The organism is Pantoea sp. CFCC18179 (assembly GCF_059412405.1).
Genome location: NZ_JBNBPM010000006.1, coordinates 160244 through 183397 on the forward strand (window position 1 = coordinate 160244; position 23154 = coordinate 183397).

Genomic DNA, 23154 nt, shown 5'->3' on the forward strand with positions numbered 1-23154 from the left:
CTCGAAGTTATTGAGCGGAGCGCATCGCTACCGGTTGAGCGGTCACCGGCATGCCAGGCATAAAGACTTTCTGCAAGCCGTTAACGATCACCTTGTCACCAGGTTTCAGCCCTTGCTGCACAATGCGCAGGCCGTTGGCCAAATCACCGGCCTGAATATCGCGACGCTGGGCTTTACCTTGCGCATCAACCACGTAAACGTATTTACGATCCTGATCGGTCAGCACCGCTTTATCGTCGATTAACAGCGCGGTGAAATCGGCGCTGCCCGGCAAACGTACCCGCGCAAACAAGCCCGGCGTGAATTGACGTTGCTGATTATCCAGCGAAGCACGCATGCGAATGGTGCCGGTGCTGGCGGTCAGTTGGTTATCGAGGAAATCGACGGTGCCGCGATGCGGGAAACCTTGTTCGCCCGTCAGTGCCACTTCCACCGGCAGCGAGCCACGGTTTTCGCCTTTGCGCGCCATTGCCTGATAGTGCAGGTAAGTGGCTTCATCGACGTCGAAATAGACGTACATGCGATCCTGCGACACCAAGGTAGTCAGCACGCTGGCGCTATCGCCGGCGGTCACCAGGTTGCCGGTGGTGATCATCGCGCGACTGGCGCGACCTTCAATCGGCGCGGTCACACGGGTGAAATCGAGGTTCAACTGCGCCATATCCACCGCCGCTTGCGCGGAAAGCACGTTAGCCTGCGCCTGATTGGCCGCCGAACGACGCTGTTCCCACTCTTCACGCGACACTACGTTGGTGCCGATCAGCTTATCGGTACGCGCCGATTCGCTGCGCGCCAATGAAGCCTGGCTGCGGGCGTTCGCCAGTTCGGCTTGCGCTTGCTCCAGCGTGGCGCGATAGGTGCGGTCATCGATGGTGAACAGCACCTGGCCTTTTTTCACTTCATCGCCTTCGCGATAGTTAACTTGATCGATATAGCCGGAAACACGCGGACGCAGCTGGACGCTTTGCACCGCTTCGAAACGGCCATTAAAGCTATCCCATTGGCTGACTTTCTGCTCTACCACCTGCGCGACACTCACTTCGGGCGGTGGCGGCGGGGCGTTTTGCGCCACACCGCGATCGCAACCGGCCAGCAGGCTTCCCAGCAACATCACTCCTGACAGGCTTACCGCCCGACGAACCCCATATGTTTGCAGATGCATTGTTGTTATTCCGCTTTGGTGAAAAAGAAAGGAGACGTACGAAAAATCTGCAACTTTTATGATTGCATTAAAACGCCACGAGTGTAGGCTTGCTCAAACTGCATCTGCAAGAATATCTGATACACTTTATGTGCGGTTTTGATCATTGCGTTGCACCAGGCTCAAAGCCCCTACGCGCAGTGCGGCATTTAATGCAATAATAAAACTTGCATTAAATGGCATAGTCGTTCAACCTTAAAGTGTAATTGCAACTGATACTGATACTGTTCGCAACGGCGACCGGAGAAAACGAGATGATGACCACCGCATTTATTCACGATTTGATCGACTGGATTGACAACAATATTGAAGCGCGTCTGGATCTGGACACCGTCGCAGGGCGCGCCGGTTACTCAAAATGGCACCTGCAACGGATGTTCAAAGAGCACACCGGTTTGCCACTGGGCGAGTACATTCGTGAGAAGAAGCTGAAGAAGTCAGCGGATCGCCTGACGACCAGCAACGAACCGATTCTCAATGTGGCGATTTCACTGGGCTTCGATTCGCAGCAGTCGTTTAACCGCAGCTTCAAACGCCAATACGGCGTAGCGCCGGGAGCATGGCGTCGTCACGCCGCGCCAACATCCAGCGCGATGCAGTAATCCTCCGCCAGGGCCAGCATTGCTGGCCCGCGTTATGTTCTGCTGTCAATTCCCCGCGCTAAATCTGCTACTATCGTCGTCCTGTCTTTCAGGATGTCATCATGTCAAAGAAACTCTGGTTTGCTGTCATTGTGCTGTTAGCCGCGCTGTGGTTCGGTCTGAAACCGCATTTGTCCAACAAATGGGCGACCAGCCACCCGGACATCTCGCAACTTACCGATGCCAACACCGTGGCGCGTTGGGTGCAGCAGCATCATCAATTACCCGACTTTTATCTCACCAAGAGTGAAGCGCGTCGTCAGGGCTGGAATCCCGGTCGCGGCGATTTGTGCGACGTATTGCCAGGCCGTGCGATTGGCGGCGATCGCTTTAGCAATCGTGAAAAAAGATTGCCGATCAAAGCGGGGCGTCAATGGTACGAAGCCGACGTCAATTATGATTGCGGCCACCGCGATGCCGATCGCCTGCTTTACTCTTCTGATGGGCTGATTTTCCTCACCACCGATCACTATCGCAGCTTCAAGCAGGTGCCTTAGCATGTTGATGCTCCACTTTGACTTTCAGCGCTTGCCCGATCGCCAGGCGTTTTACCGCGCGCTGGTGGATCAAAGCGCCTGTCCGCTGGATTTTGGCAACAATCTGGATGCGTTGTGGGATTGGCTAACCGGCGGCATGGCGTTGCCGGCGACGATCTATTTACGTCATAGCGAGGATACGAGCGCGGAATGTGCGCCGTTATTGGCGCTATTGGAAGAGGCGCAGCAGCAGTTGGAAGGCGAGCTGCGCCTGGTACGCGAGTAGAAAATCAGGCGTGCAGCGGCAACAGCAAAATCGCCAACATCTGACGCGCATTCGCCGGTAAATCGCCACCGCCGGTATAACCATTATTCTCGACGATCACCGAATTCAAACCCACTAACCAATCATAAATGTAATACGCGGTGTGATTGGCAGGTGCGGCTGATAAACGGGTCAAACGCTGTCCCGGCGAGAAACTGACGCTTGGCGCAGGCGGACGGGCAAAAATCGTCTGACCGCGATTAACACGACTTTCCGGGCGTTCACTTTCTGGGCGCTGCAAAAAACCTAACCAGGCGACAAAATCGCCCAACACCGTCATCGCGCGTGAAACCTGACGATCGGTACGTGCTTCATGTGCGCTGGCCTGCGCATCCGGTTCGTTAAGCGTGCTTTGCAGTTTGCTCAGCACCTTGAGGCGGAAGCTGGCGGTGATCAACTCCTCAACCAGCATCTCCATGGTCGGCTTATCCACGTTGAGCAGCGCCAGCAGGCTGCGGCTTTCAGGCAATTGGCGCAAATGTTCCAGCCACAGCGCAAACACCTGTTGCGGGAATTGCTGATCGCGCTGACCGCTGGCATTACGTGGCTCGGCAGGCGCCACCGGTTCATCTTTAAACAGATCGAATTCGAAACCGATGCCGAAATAGCTCTGCTCAGCGGCGGCGGTTTTAGCGCTGTGCTGACTCACGTTGGCGCTGCTCTGGCTCAGCCACAACTGGCGCACCGCTTCGCGTGAAGGTTGTAAACGCTCCAGCAGTTCACCGTGCAAACCGGTGCGATGTTGCAGGCATTTCAGCAGCGTATCGGAAATGGCCTGCTTACGCGCCGCCTGCTCTGGCGTGGCGCTGGATTCGGTCCACGGTTGCAAACGTTCCACCAGCTTCTGTTGCAGCGCGCCAAGTTGCAGCGCCAGACGATCGCGGCGTGCTTCCGGTTGCATCTCATCCAGCAGCCAGCTGCCCATGCGATCCACACCTGCGCGATCCAGCGCCAGCATCGAGCCCCAACTTTGTCCTGGCTGACCGATCTGACGTTGTACCGCTTCATCAACGTTAATCTGCTGCTGCTGATAACGCGCATCGTGTGGCGTGATGGCCCAAATCAGACGTGGCTTCTCACCGCTGGCAGCAACATTTTGATGGATATGCCACTCGCGCAGCGCGTTGGCGGCCATATCGGTATCCTGGCGCTGGCTGGCGGCGGTACAAATCAGCATCAGATCGATGCCCTGACGCGCGGCATATAAGCCCGGCAGCAGCGCACGTTTTTGTTCCAGCAAGCTGGCGCGCAGCGGATCGCGTTTACGCAACCGCGCCAACTCCTCTTGCTGGGCGCGATCGGCAGGCGTGCCCGGCGCAGGCAGCTCCAGCATATCGGCGTCATCGTACAGCGCCTGGCGCGGGGTGGAACTGAGCGGCAGGGTGATTTCCAGCGTTAATAGCGATAATAAACCCAGCGGCACATGCTGCGCTTTACCCACGCGATTGGCGACAATCGGGCACACTTCGATCATTTCCTGCCAATCCGCTTCATTGCCAATCAACTTTTCCGCGGGCAGTGCAGCATCATCGACCAGCAAGCTAAGCGGCGCCAATAAACGCGGTGCCTGACGCAGTTGATGGCGCAAATGCATCAGACTGCGTAGGCTTTCATTCAGCGCGGTTTGGCCCGGCCACAGCAGCGCAAACAGCTGCACGCGGTCGTCGACGCTCAGCCACGGCGCGAGCGCAACCGCCTGCGGCCAGAAATGACGATCAAGAATTTCCGCATGACGATGATGGCGACGACTCCACGCCCACAAGGTGATCAGCGCATCGCTGTCCAAACCGGGCTGTTCTTCATCCTGACGATGGCGCTGCAAACGTTGCAACGCCGCATCGATTTGTGCGCTATCCGGCTGTTCCTCGGTTTTGGCGCAGGCCAGCATCAAGCGGATCAGTTCCACTTCGTTCAGCAGCGTCATCTCCAGCGGCCAGGCGTTGGATTGGGTTTCGCGTTGATGGCTGAAGCGCGTGGCGATGGCAAAATCGAGATTGCCGGGATTGATGTTCTGGAAATAGTTCAGCGTTTTGTCGCCCAAACGGGCAATCAGTTGGCCTTGCGCATCGCCGACCATTTCGCTCAGCAGCCAGGCTTTGCCCGCTTGCGATTGCCCAAACAGCGCTAGCGTTACCGGACGCGCCAGTTGACGCGCCAGAGCATGACTTTCCACGCGCGCACGGCGCAGTTGCAAGGTTAAGGTTTCAGCTTCCAGCGCCAGACGCGGCGCGTGCGCCTGATGGGTTTCAACCCAATTCAGCGCGCCATCCAGCGTTTCCTGCATCAAACTCAGACGTTTTGCTGGCGTTACCGAAGTGGCTTTCTTGGCAGTTCTCATCGTTTACAAACGCTCCCGCTGTCGATCCAATATTGCGCATTCGCGTTGCCAGTGGCGGACAGCGTATTCAGTTTCAGGCTCAATTGCTCCAGCGGCACCCGCGTGCCGTCATCCATGCGCGCATCGCTTAACACTAAACGCTCTGGCCCCAAGTTGTCTGGCCCTGGCTGGACGGCCAACTTGATGCGCAGCACGCTTTCGCCCGCCACCTGGCGTGCCAGCGTGGGATCAACAATGCTCAGGCTATACAGCGGCGAAGCCGGCCAGCGATCGTTTTCCAACTGGCGGAAACCGAGGCAGACGTTGCCGCGAATGCGGAAGCTGCTCTTGCGATCCAGCGCGAAGCTGTGGCTGTCGAGGTCGATTTCGCTATAGCACAGATTATCGTCGCTCAACGCCGACGTCTCATCCAATACGCCGAGATAGCGAATGGTGGAGTACGGCTCGAAATCACCGGCGCGGAACCAGAAGCTGCTCAAACGCAGATCCAGCGCCAGCAAGCACAGCATTGCGCCGACCGCCGCAGTGGATTTCGGGTTATCAATGCGGCCTTGCTTGTTGAACGGATACCAATCGCTGGTGTGATAGCCTTCCAGCGACAAAATGCGGCTGCCCGGCAGCGGCTGCAAATGGCGCACCAGCGCCTGAATGCCAGGGAAGCGCGACGGGCGACCGGTCAGCAGCAACACATCGCACTGATACAGCGACACCACTTCACACATCGCACGCAGCGCCGGGATGATCGCCATACGATGTTGCAGGAATTCGCCGTGCAGCTGCGCCATGCTGACCACCAGCGGCACGTCCAGCAGATCGAAACGGCTATCGCCACCCAGCGTGCGCTGAATCTCACCGTTAACAAATGCCAGCACGCTGCTGGCCGGTTTTTGTGGCACCAGCTCGCCAAATAGCGCATTGATTTCGCTGTGGCTGTCGAGCGGGTTCCAGTTTTCATAACGTTCCAGCACCGCCTGCGCCAGCGGAATAAACAACTGCAAAGTGACTTGCTGGCGCAGCGTGGCTTGACCGTCCATGCGGCTGTCGTGACCGAACAGCTTGTTCATCAGCGGTTCAGCCAGCGTCAAACCAGCTTTCTGCAAACTTTGCTGCAAGGCAGGCAGAATCCACAGTTGAATCACATCCAGCAGAATATCGTCGCCTGCGACTTTAAAGCCTTCGCGGAACAGCAAGCGCGGGGTGATCTTAACGTTGTTGCCCTGGCCGTCATCGAGGCGATATTGGGTGATGGCTAAATCGGTGGTGCCGCCGCCGATATCAATCGAGGCGATGCGCAAGCTTTTACCCGGCAACTCATCGGCTTCACGCGGGCGATCGGGGCGCGCCATGGTGCTGAAGAAATCTTCGGCGCGACCGGCAAAGTTGACCTGCGTTTCGTTGAACAGCCACACCATTTGGCCGCAGGTGGCTTCGTCCCACTCCATCTGCACATCCGGCACCGGACGCAGGCTTTTTGCCTGGCTGGCAGCAGTAAAATCGTCTTCCGCCGGATGCCAGCCTTCGGCTTTCCACACCAGCGCGATGGCTTCCTGCATGCGGCGACGGAAAATCTCGCGTTCTGGTTTTGGCATCGCCGAAGGCAAAGTGAGGATCACATGACGCAACTGACGTGGTGCCTGGCTTTGCGGCATGCGCTGACGCTGCGCCACGCTGTTCATCTGCATCATCGCCTGCGCCAGTAGTTCGCACAGCATAAAGGTCATTAGCGAGCTACGGCTGTAGCTGGCAGAAAACACCGGCAAACGGTCGTCTTCCGCCAACGCGTGCAGCGGTTGACCTTCATCATTGATCAATAAGGTAAACGGCAATGCGGTGGCTTGCGGCTCATCGCTGCTGCCGTGCGCGTTGAAGCGCCAGCCTGGCTGATAACGCGCTTCATCCCACAGATAACGACGCGGGCTGGATAAGCCGGTGCTGCCTTCGGTACCGGCGCGCAGCAGCGCTAAACGACTGGCTTCGCGGCCCACACGCGTTAGGGAAGGCCACATAAAGGCGTTTTCACGGCCGCTTTCCAGCGAGAAGTTGGCTTTGCCAAAGCGGGTTTCAGCAAATTCCAGGCGGCTATCGAACAGTTCGTTGTAGACCTGATGCGGTTCAGACAGATCGCGCAGCTGCAATTCATAAGTCTGGCGCAAACCGCTGCTCTCTTCGGCGTGATCTTCCACCAAAATGCCGCAGGTATGCGAGTTGCCAACATCCAGAATGATATCGACGTTAACCGCCGGGGTTTGCAGCGAGGTGGCTTGGATATAGATCTCGGCGAGATCGAGCTGTTCACCGAGCAGTTCCAGCAGATTGAGATAGTGCGCCTGATATTCAAACTCGCGCAGCGCTTGATTCAGTTCTTGTTCACGGCGCGATTCTAATTCATGCACCTGCTGGCTAAAGGTTTCCCGCAGCCAGCCATCTACCCAGGTGTGATCGAGGAATTCACCCAGCTCGTAATTGTGCCAGGCCAGGGCGAAACTGACGCCGTTTTGCGCATCAGCCTTGCTTAGACCGTGCTGCTCGCCGCCATCTTGCTCGGCGACGATGCGGGTATCAAAGGCGAGGGTGATGCGATGGGTATTCCCGGCTGCGTCAGGCTGACTGAGCGGTGCCAGATGCAGGCGCGCCCAGTTATCCGGGCCGCCAATAAAGCGGCGACCGCTGGTGCAGCGCAATACCGGCAGCGGTAACCATTGATGGGCCAACAGTTTAAGAGAATCGGCCAGCGCGATATCCGATTCCGGGCGCACCACTTCGGCTGCGCCGCCATCTTCCGGATACAGCAGGAATTTGCCGCTGTTGCCATCAACGTTTAGACGCAGCAGCGGGCCATTAGCGGTTTGACGCACGAACTGACGACGCGCCTGCAATGCAGGTAAGCGCAAACCAAAATCGAGAAACTGCACACCGCTATCTTCAATCAGCGTGATTTTCTGTTTGTCATCGATGAGGGGAGCCAACATGTTTACTTACTCTCACGCTTAATCGTCAACGGGAAGACCTGATCTGCGCCGTATTGCGCAGTGCAGCTGGCAATGCCATCGCCGGCTTTACACACCAATTCCGGCATGCGGTAACGCGATTTATCGCTGCACGTCGCAGTATAGCGGCTACGCACTTCCATGCTGCCGGCGCTGGTCATCGCAGCGGTCACATCAGCCTTACAACGGATGTTGTCGCCCTGAGTAATGGTCGCGGTGCCCTTGCCGTTGCGGATTTGATAACGCAGGCTTGGCGGTTTGCCGGTTGGCAGATTGGTTTGACGCAAGGTGACGCGCCAGGTGCCGTTAATAAATTTCACCGAACCGATGCGTGCATCTTCGGCGGTCATCACGAGATCATCGGCTTTGGCCGGTTCAGTGTGCTCAGCCACGATTTCCACCGGCGCAGCAGGTGCCGGAACAGGCGCAGCGGCGACAACGGTGGCCGGTTTCTGTGGCAGCGTAACGTGCAGTTTGGCTGCGTTAGCCACGATGGCAGGCGGCGTGCTAACCGGTGCAGGCGATGCAACCACGTTTTCAGCCGCCGATTTTACCGGTTCTGGCGTGCTGTGCAGCCAAAATGCCACGCCCGCCGCCGCCACGGCGGCCACCGGCAGAAGCAGTGCTAATGGACGTAATGCGGAGGCTTTACGTGCTGGCGGCGCAACTTCCGGCGCTGGTTGCGCTTCTGGTTCAGCCACCATCACTTGCGGTTCAATCACTTCAGGTTCAGGTTCAGGTTCGATCACCGGTTCGGCAGCCGCAGGCGGCACTTCAATCAGCGGAGCAATCACCGGCGCAACCACCAATGGCGCAACGACTGGCGCAACCGGCGGTTCCGGCAGCAGCGGCGGCAATTCTTCTTGCAGCGTGTCACGCAGGCAGCTCAACGCATCGTCGCGCGAACGGGCTTGTGGATCGACAAAGCCCCAGAAGGTAATAACCGGTTTGCCATCCACCAGATAAACGTATTGCTGATCGGGGAACTGCAAGGTTTTGCTCAGTAACGCGCCGAATAAGCGCATGGCAGGATTGTCAGCGTCGCGCGCGCGCAGGCTGAGCGCTTGTAAATCCTGTTGATTCAGCGTCAGCAACTCCAGCGCCTGACGACGCTCGTGATCGCTGGCACCCAGCCAGGATTTAACTTTACCGTTGAACGGCGCGTACCAATCGATGCGGTCACCGCGCTCGTTGGCCTGCGGAATGGCAAGGCAATTGGCCAGCGTTGTTTGGCGGCGCAGGCGCAAGGTTTCACGGATTTGCAGCGCAGAGGTCCAGACGGGCTGGCCGTTTTCACCCAGTGCCAGAACCGTGTCCAGATTGCCGCTGCGCAAGAAAGTTTTTGCCACTCGTTGGGCCCTTATCGGTGGTTGTCTGAGGCAGAACAGTGTGTGTTTTTGGCGATGGTAGTGATCTTAAGCCAAATGTAGCGAAATCAAACGGCTGATAAAGGGGGAAAAACAGGGCGTTTTTCCCGCGTGCGAGGTTAAGTTGATGAAATTTTAAGCGCGTTTGCGAGGTGAGAGAATGAAATAAGTCAGCATGCCGCCGAGCAACCCCCAAAAGGCCGAGCCGACGCCGAGCAGAGAAATGCCACTGGCGGTAATTAAAAACGCCACCATCGCACTATCACGCTGTTCGGGTTCAGCCAGTGCGCGTTGCAAACTGCCGGAGAGCGTAGCAATCAGCGCTAAACCGGCCAGCGTGGCAATCAATACCTGCGGCAGCGCGCTCAACATCACGGCAATTAATCCGCCGGTAAAACCAGTCAGCAGATAGAACACGCCAGCTAGCGCCGATGCCATCCAGCGCCTGGCGGGATTGGGATCAACATCATCGCCCATGCAGATCGCGGCGGTAATGGCAGCGATACACACCGAAAATCCGCCGAACGGCGACAAAATTAAGGCGATAAAGCCGGTCCAGCCAGTTAAGGCTGAAACCGGTGGCTGATAGCCGTGTGCCTGTAACGTGGCGATGCCCGGCGCGTTTTGCGATGCCATCGTCACCAGAAAATAGGGCAGTCCGACGCCAATCAGCGCGGTGAGAGTGAACTGCGGCATGATGAACTCAGGGCGGCTGATCGCCAGCGCGTGCGGTGGGAAATGTATCGCCTGTTGTCCGAGCGCCACCAGCACACCCACGATTAGCGCCAGAATAATGGCGTAGCGCGGCAGCCAGCGGCGGCTGATCAGCCATACCAAACACATGCTGCCGCACAGCGCGAAATTGCTTTGTAACCCGCTAAAGGTGCCGATGCCAAAACGCAGTAAAATCCCGGCCAGCATCGCTGCAGCCAGCGATTGCGGGATGTAGTTCATCAGGCGGGCGAACAAACCGGTTACGCCGCACAACACAATAAGCAAATTGGTGGCGACGAAGATGCCGACCACTTCATTAAGGGTTAAACCCTGCACGCTAGTGGCGAGCAACGCCGCGCCGGGCGTCGACCAGGCGGCAAGGATTGGCATGCGCGTCCACAGCGACAAACCCAATGACGCCAATCCCATGCCGATGCCCAGCATCGATAGCCAACCACCAATTTGCTCCGGCGACGCGCCTGCGGCTTGCGCGGCCTGGAAGATTAATGCTGCCGTGCTGCTGTAACCAACCAGTACGGCAATAAAACCTGAAACCAGCATTGGGAAGGAGAAAGCACTGCGCGAGGTGGCGGTCATCATCGATTCACATCCGGTTGTGCGTTATAGCGCACATTGTGGCATGGGGACGCTATAGCGCACAAGTGTTACACTGCGCGCGAGACTTTCGGGAGAACACATGGAAAATCTGCATCAACATCTGAGTCTGGCGCTGAAACAACTGCGGCAGGCCAACGGCTGGAGCCTGACATTGGCGGCGGAACGCACTGGCGTCAGTAAAGCGATGCTGGGCCAGATCGAGCGCGGTGAATCCAGCCCCACCGTGGCGACGCTGTGGAAAATCGCCACTGGTTTTAACGTGCCGTTTTCCTATTTCGTGCAGGGCAGCGATCAGCCACCAGGCAGCATCGCCACCTTTAGTCAGCCCAATGCGCAGATGCAGGTCAAACCGTTGCTGCCTTACGATGACAAGCTACGCTTTGATCTGCTGGAAGTGACGCTGGCGGGCGGCGCGCAAAGCGATTCGTCGGCGCATGAAAGCGGGGTGATTGAGCAAGTTGTGGTGCTGGAAGGGGAATTATTGTTGGGGGTAGAAGGCACCTGGCGCCGTTTGCAGGCCGGAGAAGCCAACCAATTTGCCGCTGATACGCCGCATAGCTATCGCAATCCGCTCAGCACGCCGCTGCGTTTTCACAGTTTGATTCATTATTTGCAGCGGTGATCAATCGATCACTTACAAATTGATACGAAGGCAAACTACACAGTTTACCTTCGTATTTGTATACTCGCCGCTCATTAGTAAGGAGAAGGTGCCATGAGCGACCTGAACAGCGCGGCTGCTATTCTGCGCAGCATCAATGGCAAGCTGGCGCGCCGCCTGCGCGAATCCGCGCCTCCTGGCGATCTCACCTGGTCGCAGGTGTCAGTGCTGGGGTATCTGGTACGCGATGGTGCGATGACGGTGACGGAATTGGCAGCACAAGAAGGCGTGCGCACCCAATCGATGGGCGCAACGGTTGCCAGTTTGCAGACATTGGGCATGGTGCAAGGTGAAGCCGATCCGCTGGATGGCCGTAAAACCCGCTATCAGCCGACCGAAGCGTGCCTGCGTTTAATCGCGGCTAATCGGGCTCAACGTGACGATTGGCTGGTGCAAAGCATCGCCACCCAGTTAAATCCGCAAGAACAGCAAACGCTGCTGGCGGCACTTCCCTTACTACAACGACTTGCTGACCAATAATCCTGAGAGGACTCAACATGGCTTTAACCACACTTGATGACAACACCGCGCTGATTGTGATTGATCTGCAAAACGGCATTGTTGCGCTGCCTGTGGCACCGTTAGCGGCCAACGACGTGATTGAGCGTTCAGCGCGCCTGGCCGATGCATTCCGTGGTCAGAAGCGTCCAGTGGTGCTGGTGAACGTGGCCGGTGGCGCACCTGGCCGCAACGAGCAACCGAAACACGCTGGTGAACTGCCAGCAGATTGGGCCGATCTGGTACCCGAAATGGCGCTGCAACGCGGCGATATCGCCATCACCAAAAAGACCTGGGGCGCATTCCATGACACCGATTTGCATGCCCAGTTGCAGCAACGTGGCATCACTCAGGTGGTGATCTGCGGTATCGCTACGGCTATCGGCGTGGAATCCACCGCGCGTCAGGCCTATGAATTGGGTTACAACGTCACGTTAGCCACCGATGCGATGAGCTGCCTGAATGCGGAAACGCATAAAAACAGCGTCGAGCGCGTCTTCCCGCGCCTCGGCGAAACCGGCTCGACTGAAGACGTGCTGGCGTTGCTGAAATAACTTCCTATCCGGTGCGTGTGTGAATGTGGTCACCATAAATGGCGACCCTACTACAACTTCACATTACTCTGTAGGGTCGCCATTTATGGTGACCTTGCATTCTGTTAAGGCTATTCATTCCTGCCACGGATTCAGCAGCATCACGCCCGTCGAAGTAAAGTCACGCACGTTACGCGTCACCAAAACCAGATCATGATAGAGGGCGGTCGCCGCAATCAGGGCGTCCGTATGTGGACGTTCATCGGGAACATGCAGTTGAGCGCACAACCGCGCAACGTGTCTATCAATGGCAAGTGTACGCCATGCAAATTCAATCAGAACCTGCTCTTGATACCAGCGCTGTAAGAAATGCGCTTGTTGCGGATCTTTGCGGGCAAACTTGAGGATACCTTTTTCAATCTCCATCAACGTGAGAGCAGAAATAAACATCTCTTCAGCATCGATGGTTTTTGCCCAGGCAATCACCTGAGGATTGGCTTTAGGCGTCCCTGCCTTGCGTAGCTCTGAAATGACATGGGTATCCAGTAAATAACGCATCAGAATTCCACATCCCTGTTAATGATGGTTGCGCGTTCAGGTTCGAAATCAATCTCAACACCTTCCGGCATGGCGAGAGAATCAACAATGCTTCTGGTCGATCCTGTTAACTTCTTATACGCCTCAAACGTCAATAAAACATGTGCAGGGTTGCCACGGTCAGTAATATAAACCGGGCCTTCTTCCGCTGCTTTTTTGGCGCGCGAGACTTCCTGATTGAAGACTCTGCTGCTGATTCTGGTCACTGTCATAATGACCTCCATAATATGTAGTGATGTTGCTACATGACTATATGGCAATAAACCTGCCTGAGCAATATTTGCACAAAAAAAGCCCCGCAATTTCTTGCAGGGCTTTTTTATTTCACACGATAGCCGAGTTATTTACTGAAACGCATAACTCACTGTCAGACCCACGCTGTAATTGCGGCCTGGAGCGGGTTCGTAGTAACGACCGTTGCTTTCGTTAACGATGACCGAACCGATGTAATTGCGGTCAAATAGGTTATCGACGCGACCAAACAGATCCAGCGTCCAGTTCTGCACTAACCATTTATAACCGCTGTTAACGCCGACCACGGTGTAAGACGGCGCTTTCACATCGTTCTCATCATCTGCGGCGATATCGCTCATGTAGCGCAAATCGGTGCCCGCATACCAACCTTGCTCTGGCGCGTAGGCTAATCCGGCATAGGCCATATTGCGTGCGATGCCCGGAATACGGTTGCCATCGCAGCTGTCGTCGCCACAGGCATTGGAGCGATAGCGCGCATCCAGTAAGGTCCAGGCGGCTTTGAAGCGCCAGTTTTCACCAAACTGCTGATCCAAACCAAGCTCTAAACCGCGACGGCGAGTTTCACCGGCGTTTTTGTAGGTCGAACGACCTTCATAACTGCCATTTGAAACGATCTCGTTGCTGGTATCGGTTTGGAAAATCGCCGCGGTTAATAAGCCGTTACCGATGCGTTTCTTGCTGCCAAGTTCAACGGTTTCGCTGGTGGCCGGTTTCAGATCCAGATTCAGCCCAGACTGAGTCAAAGAGCGATAAGAGAGCTCATTCAGCGTTGGGGTTTCGAAACCGCGTCCGGCAGAAAGGTAGGCGTTCCAGCTATTGTCGATGGCGTAGTTAAGCGCTGCCGCAGGCAACCAGCGATGATAGCGACGATTGCCGCTGTCATCCGGATCGGTGGCGGTGACGTAATAATCGTTGGAATCGAAGTTCACCGTACTGAAGCGCACGCCCGCATCCAGCGACAGCTTATCGGTGAGTTGCCACGCGGTTTGCAGATACGGATCGAGGTTCCACATCAGGTTGCGTTCATTACGGCGCATATCGCCCTGAACGCCGAGATCGTTGCCGCTATAGTTTTGATAACCTTTGCGATTCTCGGTCATGGTTTCATAATCCAGACCGCCGGTGAACGTCACTGGAATGGTGAACAGCGCATCACGGTGCGTCCAGCGCGTATCAATGCCCTGATAATGGCGCGCCAGCGAAATCACTGCGCCGGCGTTGCCAACACCTTGTTGGGCGCTTTTAGGAATCGATTGATACTGCGTGGTTTCACGTTCACCGGCGTACATCATCACGCTGAGATCGTCGTTTTCACTCATCTGGCGTTGATAATGCAGACCCGCCTGGGTTTGATCGACCGTTTTGCGTGCGTTATAAAGCGTAACGTTGCTGGCGACCTGGCGCGGATTATCTTTCCATTGTTCAGCCGTCAATCCGCCCGGATCCTGCGCTTCAACATGCACGCTGTTGAACAGCAATGTCAGGGTGCTGGCATCATCAATGCGTACGCCGAGTTTGGCGTTGCCGAGATTTTTCTGCGCCGCGCTGTGATCGCGATAACCGTGCGTAGTGAAACGTGAAGCGGAAACGGTGTAATTGACGTCTCCGGCCTGCGTGCCGTCGCCGGTTGCGCCGCTGGCTTTTACGCTGTTGCGCCAGCTGCCGTAGCTGCCGAACCAACTGCTGGCTTCCAGCTTAGGCGGTTGCTGTCCGGTTTCGGTTTCGACGTTAATTACGCCGCCAGAAGAGTTGCCATACAGCGCAGAAAACGGGCCGCGCAGCACATCAATGTGATCGATAGAGCCAATATCAATATTCGAAGTTTGGCCTTGTCCATCCGGCATGGTGGCGGGAATGCCGTCCACATACAGGCGGATGCCGCGCAGACCAAAGGTGGAACGTGAACCGAAACCGCGTACGGAAAGCTGCAAATCCTGCGCGTAGTTCTGACGGTTTTGAATCTGTAAACCTGGCACGCTGCCGAGGTTTTCGGACAGGTTAACGCGCGGTGCCACATGGCGCATATCCTCGCCAGAAACCACGCTAACCGCAGCGGGCGTATCTAATTCAGAAAGGCCGGAACCCGCAGGTGCAGCACTTACCACCATGGTGTTGCTGGCAGTGCTGGCCGCCAGTGCTGAGACCGGTAACATCGCAGGCAACATCAACAGCGATGCCTGTCGCAGTAAAGCAATTTTCATTATGAAAGACCGTAAAAAGGGCGTGGAATGTACCGACTGGAACATTTATGGCGCGTATGTTAATCGTTTTTTCATTTGTTTGAAAAGCGTTAATAGTATGACGGATTATTATTATTTGCGGTGTTGAAAATGTTTTTTCAGCGCATCTCCGGCCTGGCTGCGTCAGGGAAATTCTGTCAGTCTGGCGGTTTGGTCTGAAGGCATAAAAGAGAGGGAATGATGAGTCAACAACCTGTGGTAGCGGTACTGGGATTGGGCGCAATGGGGCATGCGTTTGCCGCTAACCTGTTGAAAAAAGGCTTTACGGTGCGCGGCTGGAACCGCACGCGTGCTAAAGGTGAAGATTTATTGAGTGCGGGTATTACGCTGACTGATAGCGCAGCGCAAGCGGTTGATGGCGCAGATGTGGTGATCGCGATGTTGTCCGACGGCGATACCACGCGTCAGGCGTTGAAACAGGCCAGCAATGCGTTGAAGCAGGGCGCTACGGTGTGCCAAATGGGCACCATCGGTGTCGAAGCCACCGACCAGTTAATTGCTGAACTCAAAGACGCGCGTCCCGATGTGGTGTTTATCGATGCGCCGGTGTCCGGCACTAAAGCACCGGCTGAAAACGCTCAAATCCTGGTGATGGCGAGCGGCGATCAAAGCCAGGCACAGGCCGCCGAGCAGGTGTTTGCTGCAATCGGTAAAGGCACGCAGTGGCTGGGCGAGGCGGGTGCCAGTTCGCGCATGAAGCTGGTGGTGAACAGCTGGCTAATTGGCTTGATGCAAAGCCTGGCGGAAAGCACGCGTCTGGCAGAAGAGTTTGGTTTCAGCACCGACGATCTGTGGAAAGTGCTGGATGGCGGCCCGCTTGCTGCGCCGTACGCCAAAATGAAACTGGGCATGATCGCCAGCAATGATTTCACGCCGCAGATGCATCTGGTGTGGGCGCTGAAAGACGCCAAACTGGCGCTGGATGCCGCCGGTGACGCGAAGTTGCCCGCGCTGGAGAACATCGTTGATGTGTGGCAGCAAGCGGTGGATGCCGGATATGGCGAGCAGGATTTGGCGGCGGTTTACCAATATCTGAAACGCTAACATGAGCGCGCGGCTTAACTTCGACTTTTCGCAGCGTCCGCTGGTGCCGTACGCACATGATTACGCACATGGCGATGCGGAACCGTGGCATTACCACGATTGCGCACAGCTGATTCATACGCTGAGCGGCGTGGTGAAAGTTGAAACGCAGCACGGCAGTTGGGTTGTGCCGCCGAGTCGCGGCGTGTGGCTGCCCGCCGGAACGCGCCACGCGTTACAGATTGTGGGCGCGGTGGCGGCGCGCACGCTGTTTGTCGATCCGCTGGCGCGCGCCGATCTGCCCGCCAGTTGTCAGGTGGTGCAGATTTCGCCGCTGCTACGTGAATTGATTGTCAGTGCGTTGGCGTTGCCAGAACACTACGCTGCCGGTAGCCGCGCTGAACGCATCTACGAATTGATCCTTGATGAAATTCGCGTGATGGATGTGCTGCCGTTTGGCTTGCCGCTGCCAGAAAGTGAACGGCTGCTGAGTTTGTGCCAGCGCATTCAGCAAGCGCCGGGCGAAAACTGGACGCTGGCGCGGGCGGCCAGCGAGTTGTGTGTGGCGGAACGTACGCTGGCGCGCCATTTCAATCGTGAAACCGGTTTGCAGTTCAGCGATTGGCTGCGCCGCGCGCGTTTGAGTGTCGCGTTAGCCCGGCTGGCGCAAGGCGACAATGTCTTAACCGTGGCGCTCGATCTCGGTTACGACAGTCCGAGCGCCTTCAGCGCCATGTTCCGCCGCGTACTTGGCGTTACGCCGGCGAATTACTTTCCTGCGGCAGAAAAGCGTGTGCCGCGTTAAGCAAAGCCTGTAATGACGCGCGCGCCACATCGTTATCAATGCCGACGCCCCATGCGCGTTCTCCGCGCGCATTGATGCAGCTGATATAGGTCACCGATCGGCTGTCGCTGCGTTTACCCAGCGTATGTTCGTGATAATCCTCAATGGTGATGACTAAATCGTAGCGCTGGCGGATGGCCGCCACGGCGGCGGACAATAAGCCGTTGCCTTTGCCCTCCAGCGTCAGTTGCTGCGCACCTTGCTGCACGCGCGCTTTAAAGCGTGTTTCGCCTTTGTCATCGCTGTGACTTTCCGCTTCCAGTAAACGGCGCGACGGCTGCGCAATGCCATAATGCTGGCAAAACAGCTGCCACAGCGCATGGTGTGTCATCTCCTGGCCGTGATCGTCGGTTTGCTGCTGCACCAAACGGCTGAAGTCCTGCTGCAACGCGCGCGGCAGTTGCAAGCCGTGATTTTGCTCCAGCAACCACGCTGCGCCGCCTTTGCCCGATTGGCTATTGACGCGGATCACCGCCTCATAACTACAGCCAATATCGAGCGGATCGAGCGGCAAATATGGCATCTGCCAAATCTCTTCCTGGCGTTCAGCACGCTCCGCAAAGCCTTTGCGAATCGCGTCCTGATGCGAACCAGAAAAGGCGGTAAACACCAGTTCACCAGCATACGGATGACGCGGATGCACCGGCAGCTGATTACAGCGCGTCACCACTTCCAGCACCTGCTGAATGTCGCTGAAATCCAGCTGTGGCGCGACGCCTTGGGTGTAGAGATTGAGCGCCAGGGTAATAATATCGACGTTGCCGGTGCGCTCGCCGTTGCCGAACAAACAACCCTCGACGCGATCGGCGCCCGCCAACATTGCCAGTTCGGCGCAGGCGATGCCGGTGCCGCGATCGTTGTGTGGATGCACGCTGATCGCCACCTGCGCACGCTGGCTGAAATGACGACAGAAATATTCGATCTGATCGGCATACACGTTCGGCGTGTTGACTTCGACGGTGGCAGGCAGGTTGATGATCATCGGGCGATCCGGGCCGGGTTGCCAAATCGCCGCTACCGCTTCGCAAATCTCCAGCGCAAATTCTGGCTCGGTAAAGCAGAAGGTTTCCGGCGAGTATTCGAAGGTCCACGCGGTGTCGGTTTGCGCGGCGCAACGGGCGCGAATCTGCCGCGCACCGGCGCAAGCCAGTTCAATAATCTCGCTTTTGCTTTGACGGAATACGCGTTCGCGGAACAGCGGTGCGGTGGCGTTGTACATATGGATAATCGCCTGCGGCGCGCCACGCAATGCGTCAAAAGTGCGATCAATCAGATCGCTGCGCGCCTGCGTCAACACCTGAATCGCCACATCGCCAGGAATGTGGTTTTGCTCAATCAGCAAACGGACAAAATCGTAATCGGTTTGTGATGCGGCGGGGAATGCCACTTCAATCTCTTTAAAGCCGCAACGCACCAGCAGTTGCCAAAATTCCAGCTTGCGTGCGCTGTCCATTGGTGTCGCCAGCGCCTGGTTGCCATCACGCAGATCGGTTGAAAGCCAGCGCGGAGCTTGTGTGAGCTGGCGCGACGGCCATTGACGATCGGGTAAATCAATCACCGGAAACGCACGGTATTTGGTGGCAGGTTGGGTGAGCATGTTGATCTCCTTGTTGTCTGGCATTCAGTCTCGCCCAACGCTGCGGGCACGGCTCGCGCGTAACTGACAACCATGCGTGCAAAACTGACAACATTGCGAACGCTTTCGCTCTCCATAAATGGCGACCCTACGAATTCGCGCGCCGGCACGCTATATGCGCCAAACGGCAATCCACATGCGAAATCGGCATCGGTGATTTGCTCGCGGGCAGGTTAGGCTGCGGTTTTGCGCGATGAGATAAAACACAATGAAAAGAGCAGCTTTGACACTATTGCTGGTGGCAGCCAGCGGCGTAACAGCGGCAGAAACCGTGACGTTACGCATTGCCGATCAAAAGGGAAATATGCACGCCGAAATGCAGGCGGCGCAGCAGTTGGATAATCTTAATTATAAAATCGAATGGGCGGAATTCCCGGCGGCGGCACCGTTGGCTGAAGCGTTAAACGCGGGCGCAGTGGATGCGGGCATCATTGGCGATGCGCCGTTGCTGTTCTCGTTAGCGGCCGGTTCACAGGTGAAAGCGGTGGCGGTGAGCAAATCGGTGCCGGAAGGATTGGCGGTGCTGGTGAGCCCGGATTCGCCGATTAAAAACGTGGTGGATTTGAAGGGCAAAAACATCGCCACCGGACGCGGTTCTATCGGCCATTTTGAAGCGCTCAAAGCGCTGGAACAAGCCGGTATCAGCGACAAAGAGGTGAACTGGCGCTTCTTAACGCCTGCCGATGCGCGCATTGCATTAGCCAACGGTTCGGTGGATGCGTGGTCAACCTGGGATCCGTATACCGCGCTGGCTGAAGTGACCAACACCGGTCGCGTGCTGATCAACGGCGTTGGGTTGTCCAGCGGCAACAGTTTTCTCGCTGCTACCGATGCGGCAATCAAAGACGATGCCAAACGCGCGGCGTTGCAGGATTACGTCAACCGTTTAGCCGCCGCCGATCGCTGGGCTAACAGCCATGTCGATGAGTATTCCACCACGTTAGCGAAAATCATCGGCTTCCCAAAAGAAGCGGCAGCAAAATCTTTCTCGCGCCGTAAATCTCACTGGCAAAGCATTGATGACGCCACCATCAAACAGCAGCAGGAAACCGCCGATTTCTACCAAAAATACGGCCTGATCCAAAAGCATCTCGATGTGCAGCCAACCTTTTATCACGGCTTAAAGGTTGCACAGAACTAACCCTTTGTGCGCCCGCGTTTGGCGAAACAGGCGGGCGCGCGTAGCATAGCGCCATGTTGTTTCGCCAAAATTCTCCTATGTTGCTAAAAACTTTCGATGGTCATAACGACCTATTACTCAATCTGTGGCTGCATCATCGCGATGATCCGGCGCGGGCTTTTTTTGCTGGCATTGAAAAAGGTCACCTCGATTTTCCGCGGATGCAGCAGGGCGGTTTTGCCGGTGGTCTGTTTGCGATTTTCGTGCCGCCGCCGCGTTATGTGCAGGAGGTCGCGCCGCAGCGCGCAGCGGAAAACCTCGCACCGCTGGAGATTCTCTGGCAGCAACTCGACATCCTCAAAGCATTAGCGGCGCAATCCGCAGGCCGTGCGCGCCTGTGTTTGACTGCCGCTGATATTGCCGCTTGTCGGGCTGATAATGTGCTGGCGCTGGTGGCGCATATCGAAGGCGCCGACGGTTTTGATGCCGATGGCGAGGCGCTAGACGCCTTTTATCAGGCTGGCGTGCGCAGCATCGGGCCCTTCTGGAATTTGCCCAATCGCTTTGGCGAGGGCGTGACCGGATCATTCCCCAACTCGCCAGATAGCGGCCCCGGTTTGACTGTGGAAGGTGAAGCGTTGATCGCCGCCGCCAATCGTCATCGCATGCTGATTGACGTGTCGCACATGAACGAAAAAGCCTTCTGGGATACCGCGCGCCTCTCCGCTGCACCGTTGGTAGCAACCCATTCCAATGCGCATGCGCTGTGCCCGCAACCGCGCAATCTTACCGACGACCAATTACGCGCAATTCGTGATAGCGGCGGCGTAGTCGGTGTGAATTTTGGTAACGCTTTCTTACGGGCCGATGGCAAACGCGACACGGACACGCCGTTGATCGAAATTGGCAAACATATTGCGCACTTGATCGCGATAATGGGCCGCGATCATGTGGCAATAGGCTCAGATTTTGACGGCATTAGCGTGCCGCAAGCGCTGAAAGATGTTACCGGATTGCCGCCGCTGTATGCGTTGTTGCGATCGCTCGACTACGATCAAACAGCACTTGAGCAGCTCGCGTGGGGCAATTGGCAACGCGTGTTGCAACAGATTTGGCAGGAATAACACAATTCCCTTACCTATTCTGGGTTGATCTGTTTGCTACATTGGCGCAACATCTGCGCGCGTTATGGGTTGCGATGTGATCTCGGTCACGTTCGTAATCATCTCCAGCAGAGATTTCTCTGCGTTTGCATTAAGAGGAAGAAAATTATGTGGAAAAAACCTGCGTTTATTGACCTGCGTCTGGGCCTGGAAGTGACTCTGTACATCTCCAACCGCTAAGACTTCTGCCCGCCGCTCGTGCGGGCATTTTGTTTTCTCTCTCTGGTCAATTTCATGTTTATAAAAGTTCTCGGTTCAGCGGCTGGCGGCGGCTTCCCGCAGTGGAACTGTAACTGCGCCAACTGCGCGGGCTTGCGCAACGGCACCATTCAGGCGCAGGCACGCACGCAATCGTCGATCATTGTCAGCGATAACGGTGAAGATTGGGTGTTGTGTAACGCCTCGCCGGATATCAGCCAGCAAATTGCCCACACGCCAGAATTGATCAAAAAGGGCGTACTGCGCGGCACGGCGATTGGCAGCATTATTCTTACCGACAGCCAGATCGATCACACCACCGGTTTGTTGAGCCTGCGCGAAGGCTGCCCGCATCAGGTGTGGTGCACGCCCGAAGTGCACGCCGATCTCACCAGCGGCTTCCCGATTTTTACCATGTTGCAGCACTGGAATGGCGGATTGCAGCATCGCGCATTAACGCCACTTGAACCGTTCCGCGTTGATGTCTGCCGCAACCTGCAATTCACCGCCATCCCGATTCTTAGCAATGCGCCGCCGTATTCGCCGTATCGCGATCGGCCGTTGCCGGGCCATAACGTCGCATTGTTTATCGAGAACAGCGCCAACGGCCAAACGCTACTGTATGCGCCGGGTCTCGGCGAGCCGGATGACGTCATCATGCCGTGGCTGAAAAAGGCCGATTGCCTGTTAATTGATGGCACGGTGTGGCAGGACGACGAACTGCTGACCACCGGCGTGGGCAAAAATACCGGCAAAGCGATGGGGCACTTAGCGCTAGCCGAAGAACAAGGTTTGATGGCGTTGCTGGCATCGCTGCCGGCGAAACGCAAAATTCTGATTCACATTAACAACACCAATCCGATCCTGAATGAGCACTCGCCGCAGCGCCAGTATTTGACGCAGCAGGGCATTGAAGTGAGTTGGGATGGTATGGCGATTCACTTGCAGGAGTTGGCATCGTGACGATTACCGAAGCATTATCGCCCGCCGCGTTTGAGCAGGCGTTGCGCGACAAAGGCGCGTTTTACCACATTCATCATCCATACCATATCGCCATGCACAATGGCGAGGCGACGCGTGAGCAGATCCAGGGTTGGGTAGCCAACCGTTTCTATTATCAGACCAACATCCCGCTGAAAGACGCGGCGATCATGGCGAACTGTCCGGATGCGGCAACACGCCGTAAATGGGTACAGCGTATTCTCGATCACGACGGCAGCAACGGTCAGGAAGGCGGTATTGAAGCCTGGCTGCAACTGGGTGAAGCGGTGGGATTGGATCGCGAAGTGTTGTTGTCGGAGAAGCTGGTGCTGCCTGGCGTGCGCTTTGCTGTTGATGCGTATGTTAATTTCGCGCGTCGTGCCAATTGGCAAGAAGCCGCCTGTAGCTCGTTGACCGAGCTGTTTGCGCCGCAGATTCACCAATCGCGCCTCGACAGTTGGCCGCAGCATTATCCGTGGATCAAAGAGGAAGGTTACTTCTATTTCCGTAGTCGTCTCAGCCAGGCAAATCGCGATGTCGAGCACGGCCTGGCGCTGGCGCTGGAAGTATTCACCACCGCCGAGCAGCAGAATCGCATGTTAGAGATCCTGCAATTCAAACTGGATATTCTCTGGACCATGCTGGATGCCATGACCATGGCGTATGCACTGCAACGTCCGCCGTATCACACCGTCACCGATCAGGTGTCATGGCACAGCACGAGATTGGTATAACATC

22 protein-coding genes are annotated in these 23154 nt (G+C 56.4%); 13 read left to right on the forward strand and 9 right to left on the reverse strand.

The window, feature by feature from the left end; genetic code table 11:
- Nucleotides 1-7: 7 nt before the first annotated feature.
- Nucleotides 8-1162, reverse strand: a complete 1155-nt coding sequence (locus ACPUC7_RS13690) for an efflux RND transporter periplasmic adaptor subunit (RefSeq protein WP_494923315.1) — start codon at nucleotides 1160-1162, stop codon at nucleotides 8-10.
- Between the two features lie 293 nt (nucleotides 1163-1455).
- On the opposite strand from ACPUC7_RS13690, the gene ACPUC7_RS13695 reads away from it, so the two are divergent.
- From ACPUC7_RS13695 to ACPUC7_RS13705, 3 genes are all read left to right on the forward strand, one after another.
- Nucleotides 1456-1803 (forward strand): helix-turn-helix domain-containing protein, encoded by a 348-nt coding sequence (locus ACPUC7_RS13695; protein WP_343554825.1) that lies wholly within the window; start codon nucleotides 1456-1458, stop codon nucleotides 1801-1803.
- Nucleotides 1804-1904: 101 nt separating this feature from the next.
- Nucleotides 1905-2339, forward strand: a complete 435-nt coding sequence (locus ACPUC7_RS13700) for a ribonuclease domain-containing protein (RefSeq protein WP_343554824.1) — start codon at nucleotides 1905-1907, stop codon at nucleotides 2337-2339.
- A 1-nt stretch (nucleotide 2340) separates the two neighbouring features.
- Nucleotides 2341-2604: a barstar family protein gene (locus ACPUC7_RS13705; RefSeq protein WP_494923317.1), complete on the forward strand. Its 264-nt coding sequence runs from the start codon at nucleotides 2341-2343 to the stop codon at nucleotides 2602-2604.
- A gap of 4 nt (nucleotides 2605-2608) precedes the next feature.
- Here ACPUC7_RS13705 and ACPUC7_RS13710 read toward each other — a convergent pair whose 3' ends face one another.
- The 4 genes from ACPUC7_RS13710 to ACPUC7_RS13725 form a co-directional block, all read right to left on the reverse strand.
- Complete coding sequence (locus ACPUC7_RS13710; RefSeq protein ID WP_494923318.1) at nucleotides 2609-4981, reverse strand: virulence factor SrfC family protein; 2373 nt, start codon at nucleotides 4979-4981, stop codon at nucleotides 2609-2611.
- A complete protein-coding gene (locus ACPUC7_RS13715) occupies nucleotides 4978-7950 on the reverse strand; it encodes a virulence factor SrfB (RefSeq protein ID WP_494923319.1) in 2973 nt (990 codons plus the stop codon). Before ACPUC7_RS13715 ends, ACPUC7_RS13710 begins: the two co-directional genes overlap by 4 nt.
- A gap of 2 nt (nucleotides 7951-7952) precedes the next feature.
- Nucleotides 7953-9317, reverse strand: coding sequence for an SrfA family protein (locus ACPUC7_RS13720; protein WP_494923320.1), 1365 nt, complete (start codon nucleotides 9315-9317; stop codon nucleotides 7953-7955).
- 153 nt (nucleotides 9318-9470) lie between these two features.
- The gene (locus tag ACPUC7_RS13725; RefSeq protein ID WP_494923321.1) at nucleotides 9471-10649 is read right to left on the reverse strand and encodes a benzoate/H(+) symporter BenE family transporter; all 1179 of its coding nucleotides are present in this window, start codon (nucleotides 10647-10649) and stop codon (nucleotides 9471-9473) included.
- Nucleotides 10650-10746: 97 nt separating this feature from the next.
- Between ACPUC7_RS13725 and ACPUC7_RS13730 the strand changes: the two genes are divergently transcribed.
- The 3 genes from ACPUC7_RS13730 to ACPUC7_RS13740 all read left to right on the forward strand — a co-directional run bounded on the left by ACPUC7_RS13730 (nucleotide 10747) and on the right by ACPUC7_RS13740 (nucleotide 12380).
- On the forward strand, nucleotides 10747-11289 hold the full coding sequence (locus ACPUC7_RS13730) for a helix-turn-helix domain-containing protein (protein ID WP_494923322.1): 543 nt from the start codon (nucleotides 10747-10749) through the stop codon (nucleotides 11287-11289).
- A gap of 93 nt (nucleotides 11290-11382) precedes the next feature.
- Nucleotides 11383-11808, forward strand: coding sequence for a MarR family winged helix-turn-helix transcriptional regulator (locus ACPUC7_RS13735; RefSeq protein WP_494923323.1), 426 nt, complete (start codon nucleotides 11383-11385; stop codon nucleotides 11806-11808).
- Nucleotides 11809-11825: 17 nt separating this feature from the next.
- Nucleotides 11826-12380 (forward strand): isochorismatase family protein, encoded by a 555-nt coding sequence (locus ACPUC7_RS13740; RefSeq protein WP_494923324.1) that lies wholly within the window; start codon nucleotides 11826-11828, stop codon nucleotides 12378-12380.
- A 114-nt stretch (nucleotides 12381-12494) separates the two neighbouring features.
- Here ACPUC7_RS13740 and ACPUC7_RS13745 read toward each other — a convergent pair whose 3' ends face one another.
- The 3 genes from ACPUC7_RS13745 to pqqU form a co-directional block, all read right to left on the reverse strand.
- The gene (locus ACPUC7_RS13745; protein ID WP_494923325.1) at nucleotides 12495-12917 is read right to left on the reverse strand and encodes a type II toxin-antitoxin system VapC family toxin; all 423 of its coding nucleotides are present in this window, start codon (nucleotides 12915-12917) and stop codon (nucleotides 12495-12497) included.
- A complete protein-coding gene (locus tag ACPUC7_RS13750; protein WP_494923326.1) occupies nucleotides 12917-13168 on the reverse strand; it encodes a type II toxin-antitoxin system Phd/YefM family antitoxin in 252 nt (83 codons plus the stop codon). The genes ACPUC7_RS13745 and ACPUC7_RS13750 overlap by 1 nt, the downstream gene beginning before the upstream one ends.
- 132 nt (nucleotides 13169-13300) lie before the next feature.
- Nucleotides 13301-15412, reverse strand: coding sequence for a TonB-dependent receptor PqqU (gene pqqU, locus ACPUC7_RS13755; protein WP_494923327.1), 2112 nt, complete (start codon nucleotides 15410-15412; stop codon nucleotides 13301-13303).
- 219 nt (nucleotides 15413-15631) lie between these two features.
- Between pqqU and ACPUC7_RS13760 the strand changes: the two genes are divergently transcribed.
- Together ACPUC7_RS13760 and ACPUC7_RS13765 are read left to right on the forward strand one after the other, a co-directional pair.
- A complete protein-coding gene (locus ACPUC7_RS13760) occupies nucleotides 15632-16495 on the forward strand; it encodes an NAD(P)-dependent oxidoreductase (protein ID WP_343554407.1) in 864 nt (287 codons plus the stop codon).
- A gap of 1 nt (nucleotide 16496) precedes the next feature.
- A complete protein-coding gene (locus ACPUC7_RS13765; protein WP_343554406.1) occupies nucleotides 16497-17279 on the forward strand; it encodes an AraC family transcriptional regulator in 783 nt (260 codons plus the stop codon).
- On the opposite strand, the gene leuA is transcribed toward ACPUC7_RS13765, so the two are convergent.
- Complete coding sequence (gene leuA, locus ACPUC7_RS13770; RefSeq protein WP_494923328.1) at nucleotides 17230-18915, reverse strand: 2-isopropylmalate synthase; 1686 nt, start codon at nucleotides 18913-18915, stop codon at nucleotides 17230-17232. The genes ACPUC7_RS13765 and leuA overlap by 50 nt on opposite strands.
- Nucleotides 18916-19162: 247 nt before the next feature.
- Here leuA and ACPUC7_RS13775 point away from each other — a divergent pair, with 247 nt between their 5' ends.
- The 5 genes from ACPUC7_RS13775 to pqqC all read left to right on the forward strand — a co-directional run bounded on the left by ACPUC7_RS13775 (nucleotide 19163) and on the right by pqqC (nucleotide 23150).
- Nucleotides 19163-20095: an ABC transporter substrate-binding protein gene (locus tag ACPUC7_RS13775; protein ID WP_494923329.1), complete on the forward strand. Its 933-nt coding sequence runs from the start codon at nucleotides 19163-19165 to the stop codon at nucleotides 20093-20095.
- 77 nt (nucleotides 20096-20172) lie between these two features.
- Nucleotides 20173-21198, forward strand: a complete 1026-nt coding sequence (locus ACPUC7_RS13780) for a dipeptidase (RefSeq protein ID WP_494923330.1) — start codon at nucleotides 20173-20175, stop codon at nucleotides 21196-21198.
- 147 nt (nucleotides 21199-21345) lie between these two features.
- Complete coding sequence (pqqA, locus tag ACPUC7_RS13785; RefSeq protein ID WP_002905689.1) at nucleotides 21346-21417, forward strand: pyrroloquinoline quinone precursor peptide PqqA; 72 nt, start codon at nucleotides 21346-21348, stop codon at nucleotides 21415-21417.
- Between the two features lie 54 nt (nucleotides 21418-21471).
- Nucleotides 21472-22398, forward strand: a complete 927-nt coding sequence (gene pqqB / locus ACPUC7_RS13790) for a pyrroloquinoline quinone biosynthesis protein PqqB (RefSeq protein WP_494923331.1) — start codon at nucleotides 21472-21474, stop codon at nucleotides 22396-22398.
- Nucleotides 22395-23150 carry a pyrroloquinoline-quinone synthase PqqC gene (gene pqqC / locus ACPUC7_RS13795; RefSeq protein WP_343554399.1) on the forward strand — a complete coding sequence of 252 codons (756 nt, stop codon included), beginning with the start codon at nucleotides 22395-22397 and terminating at the stop codon, nucleotides 23148-23150. The genes pqqB and pqqC overlap by 4 nt, the downstream gene beginning before the upstream one ends.
- The last annotated feature ends 4 nt before the right edge of the window (nucleotides 23151-23154 follow it).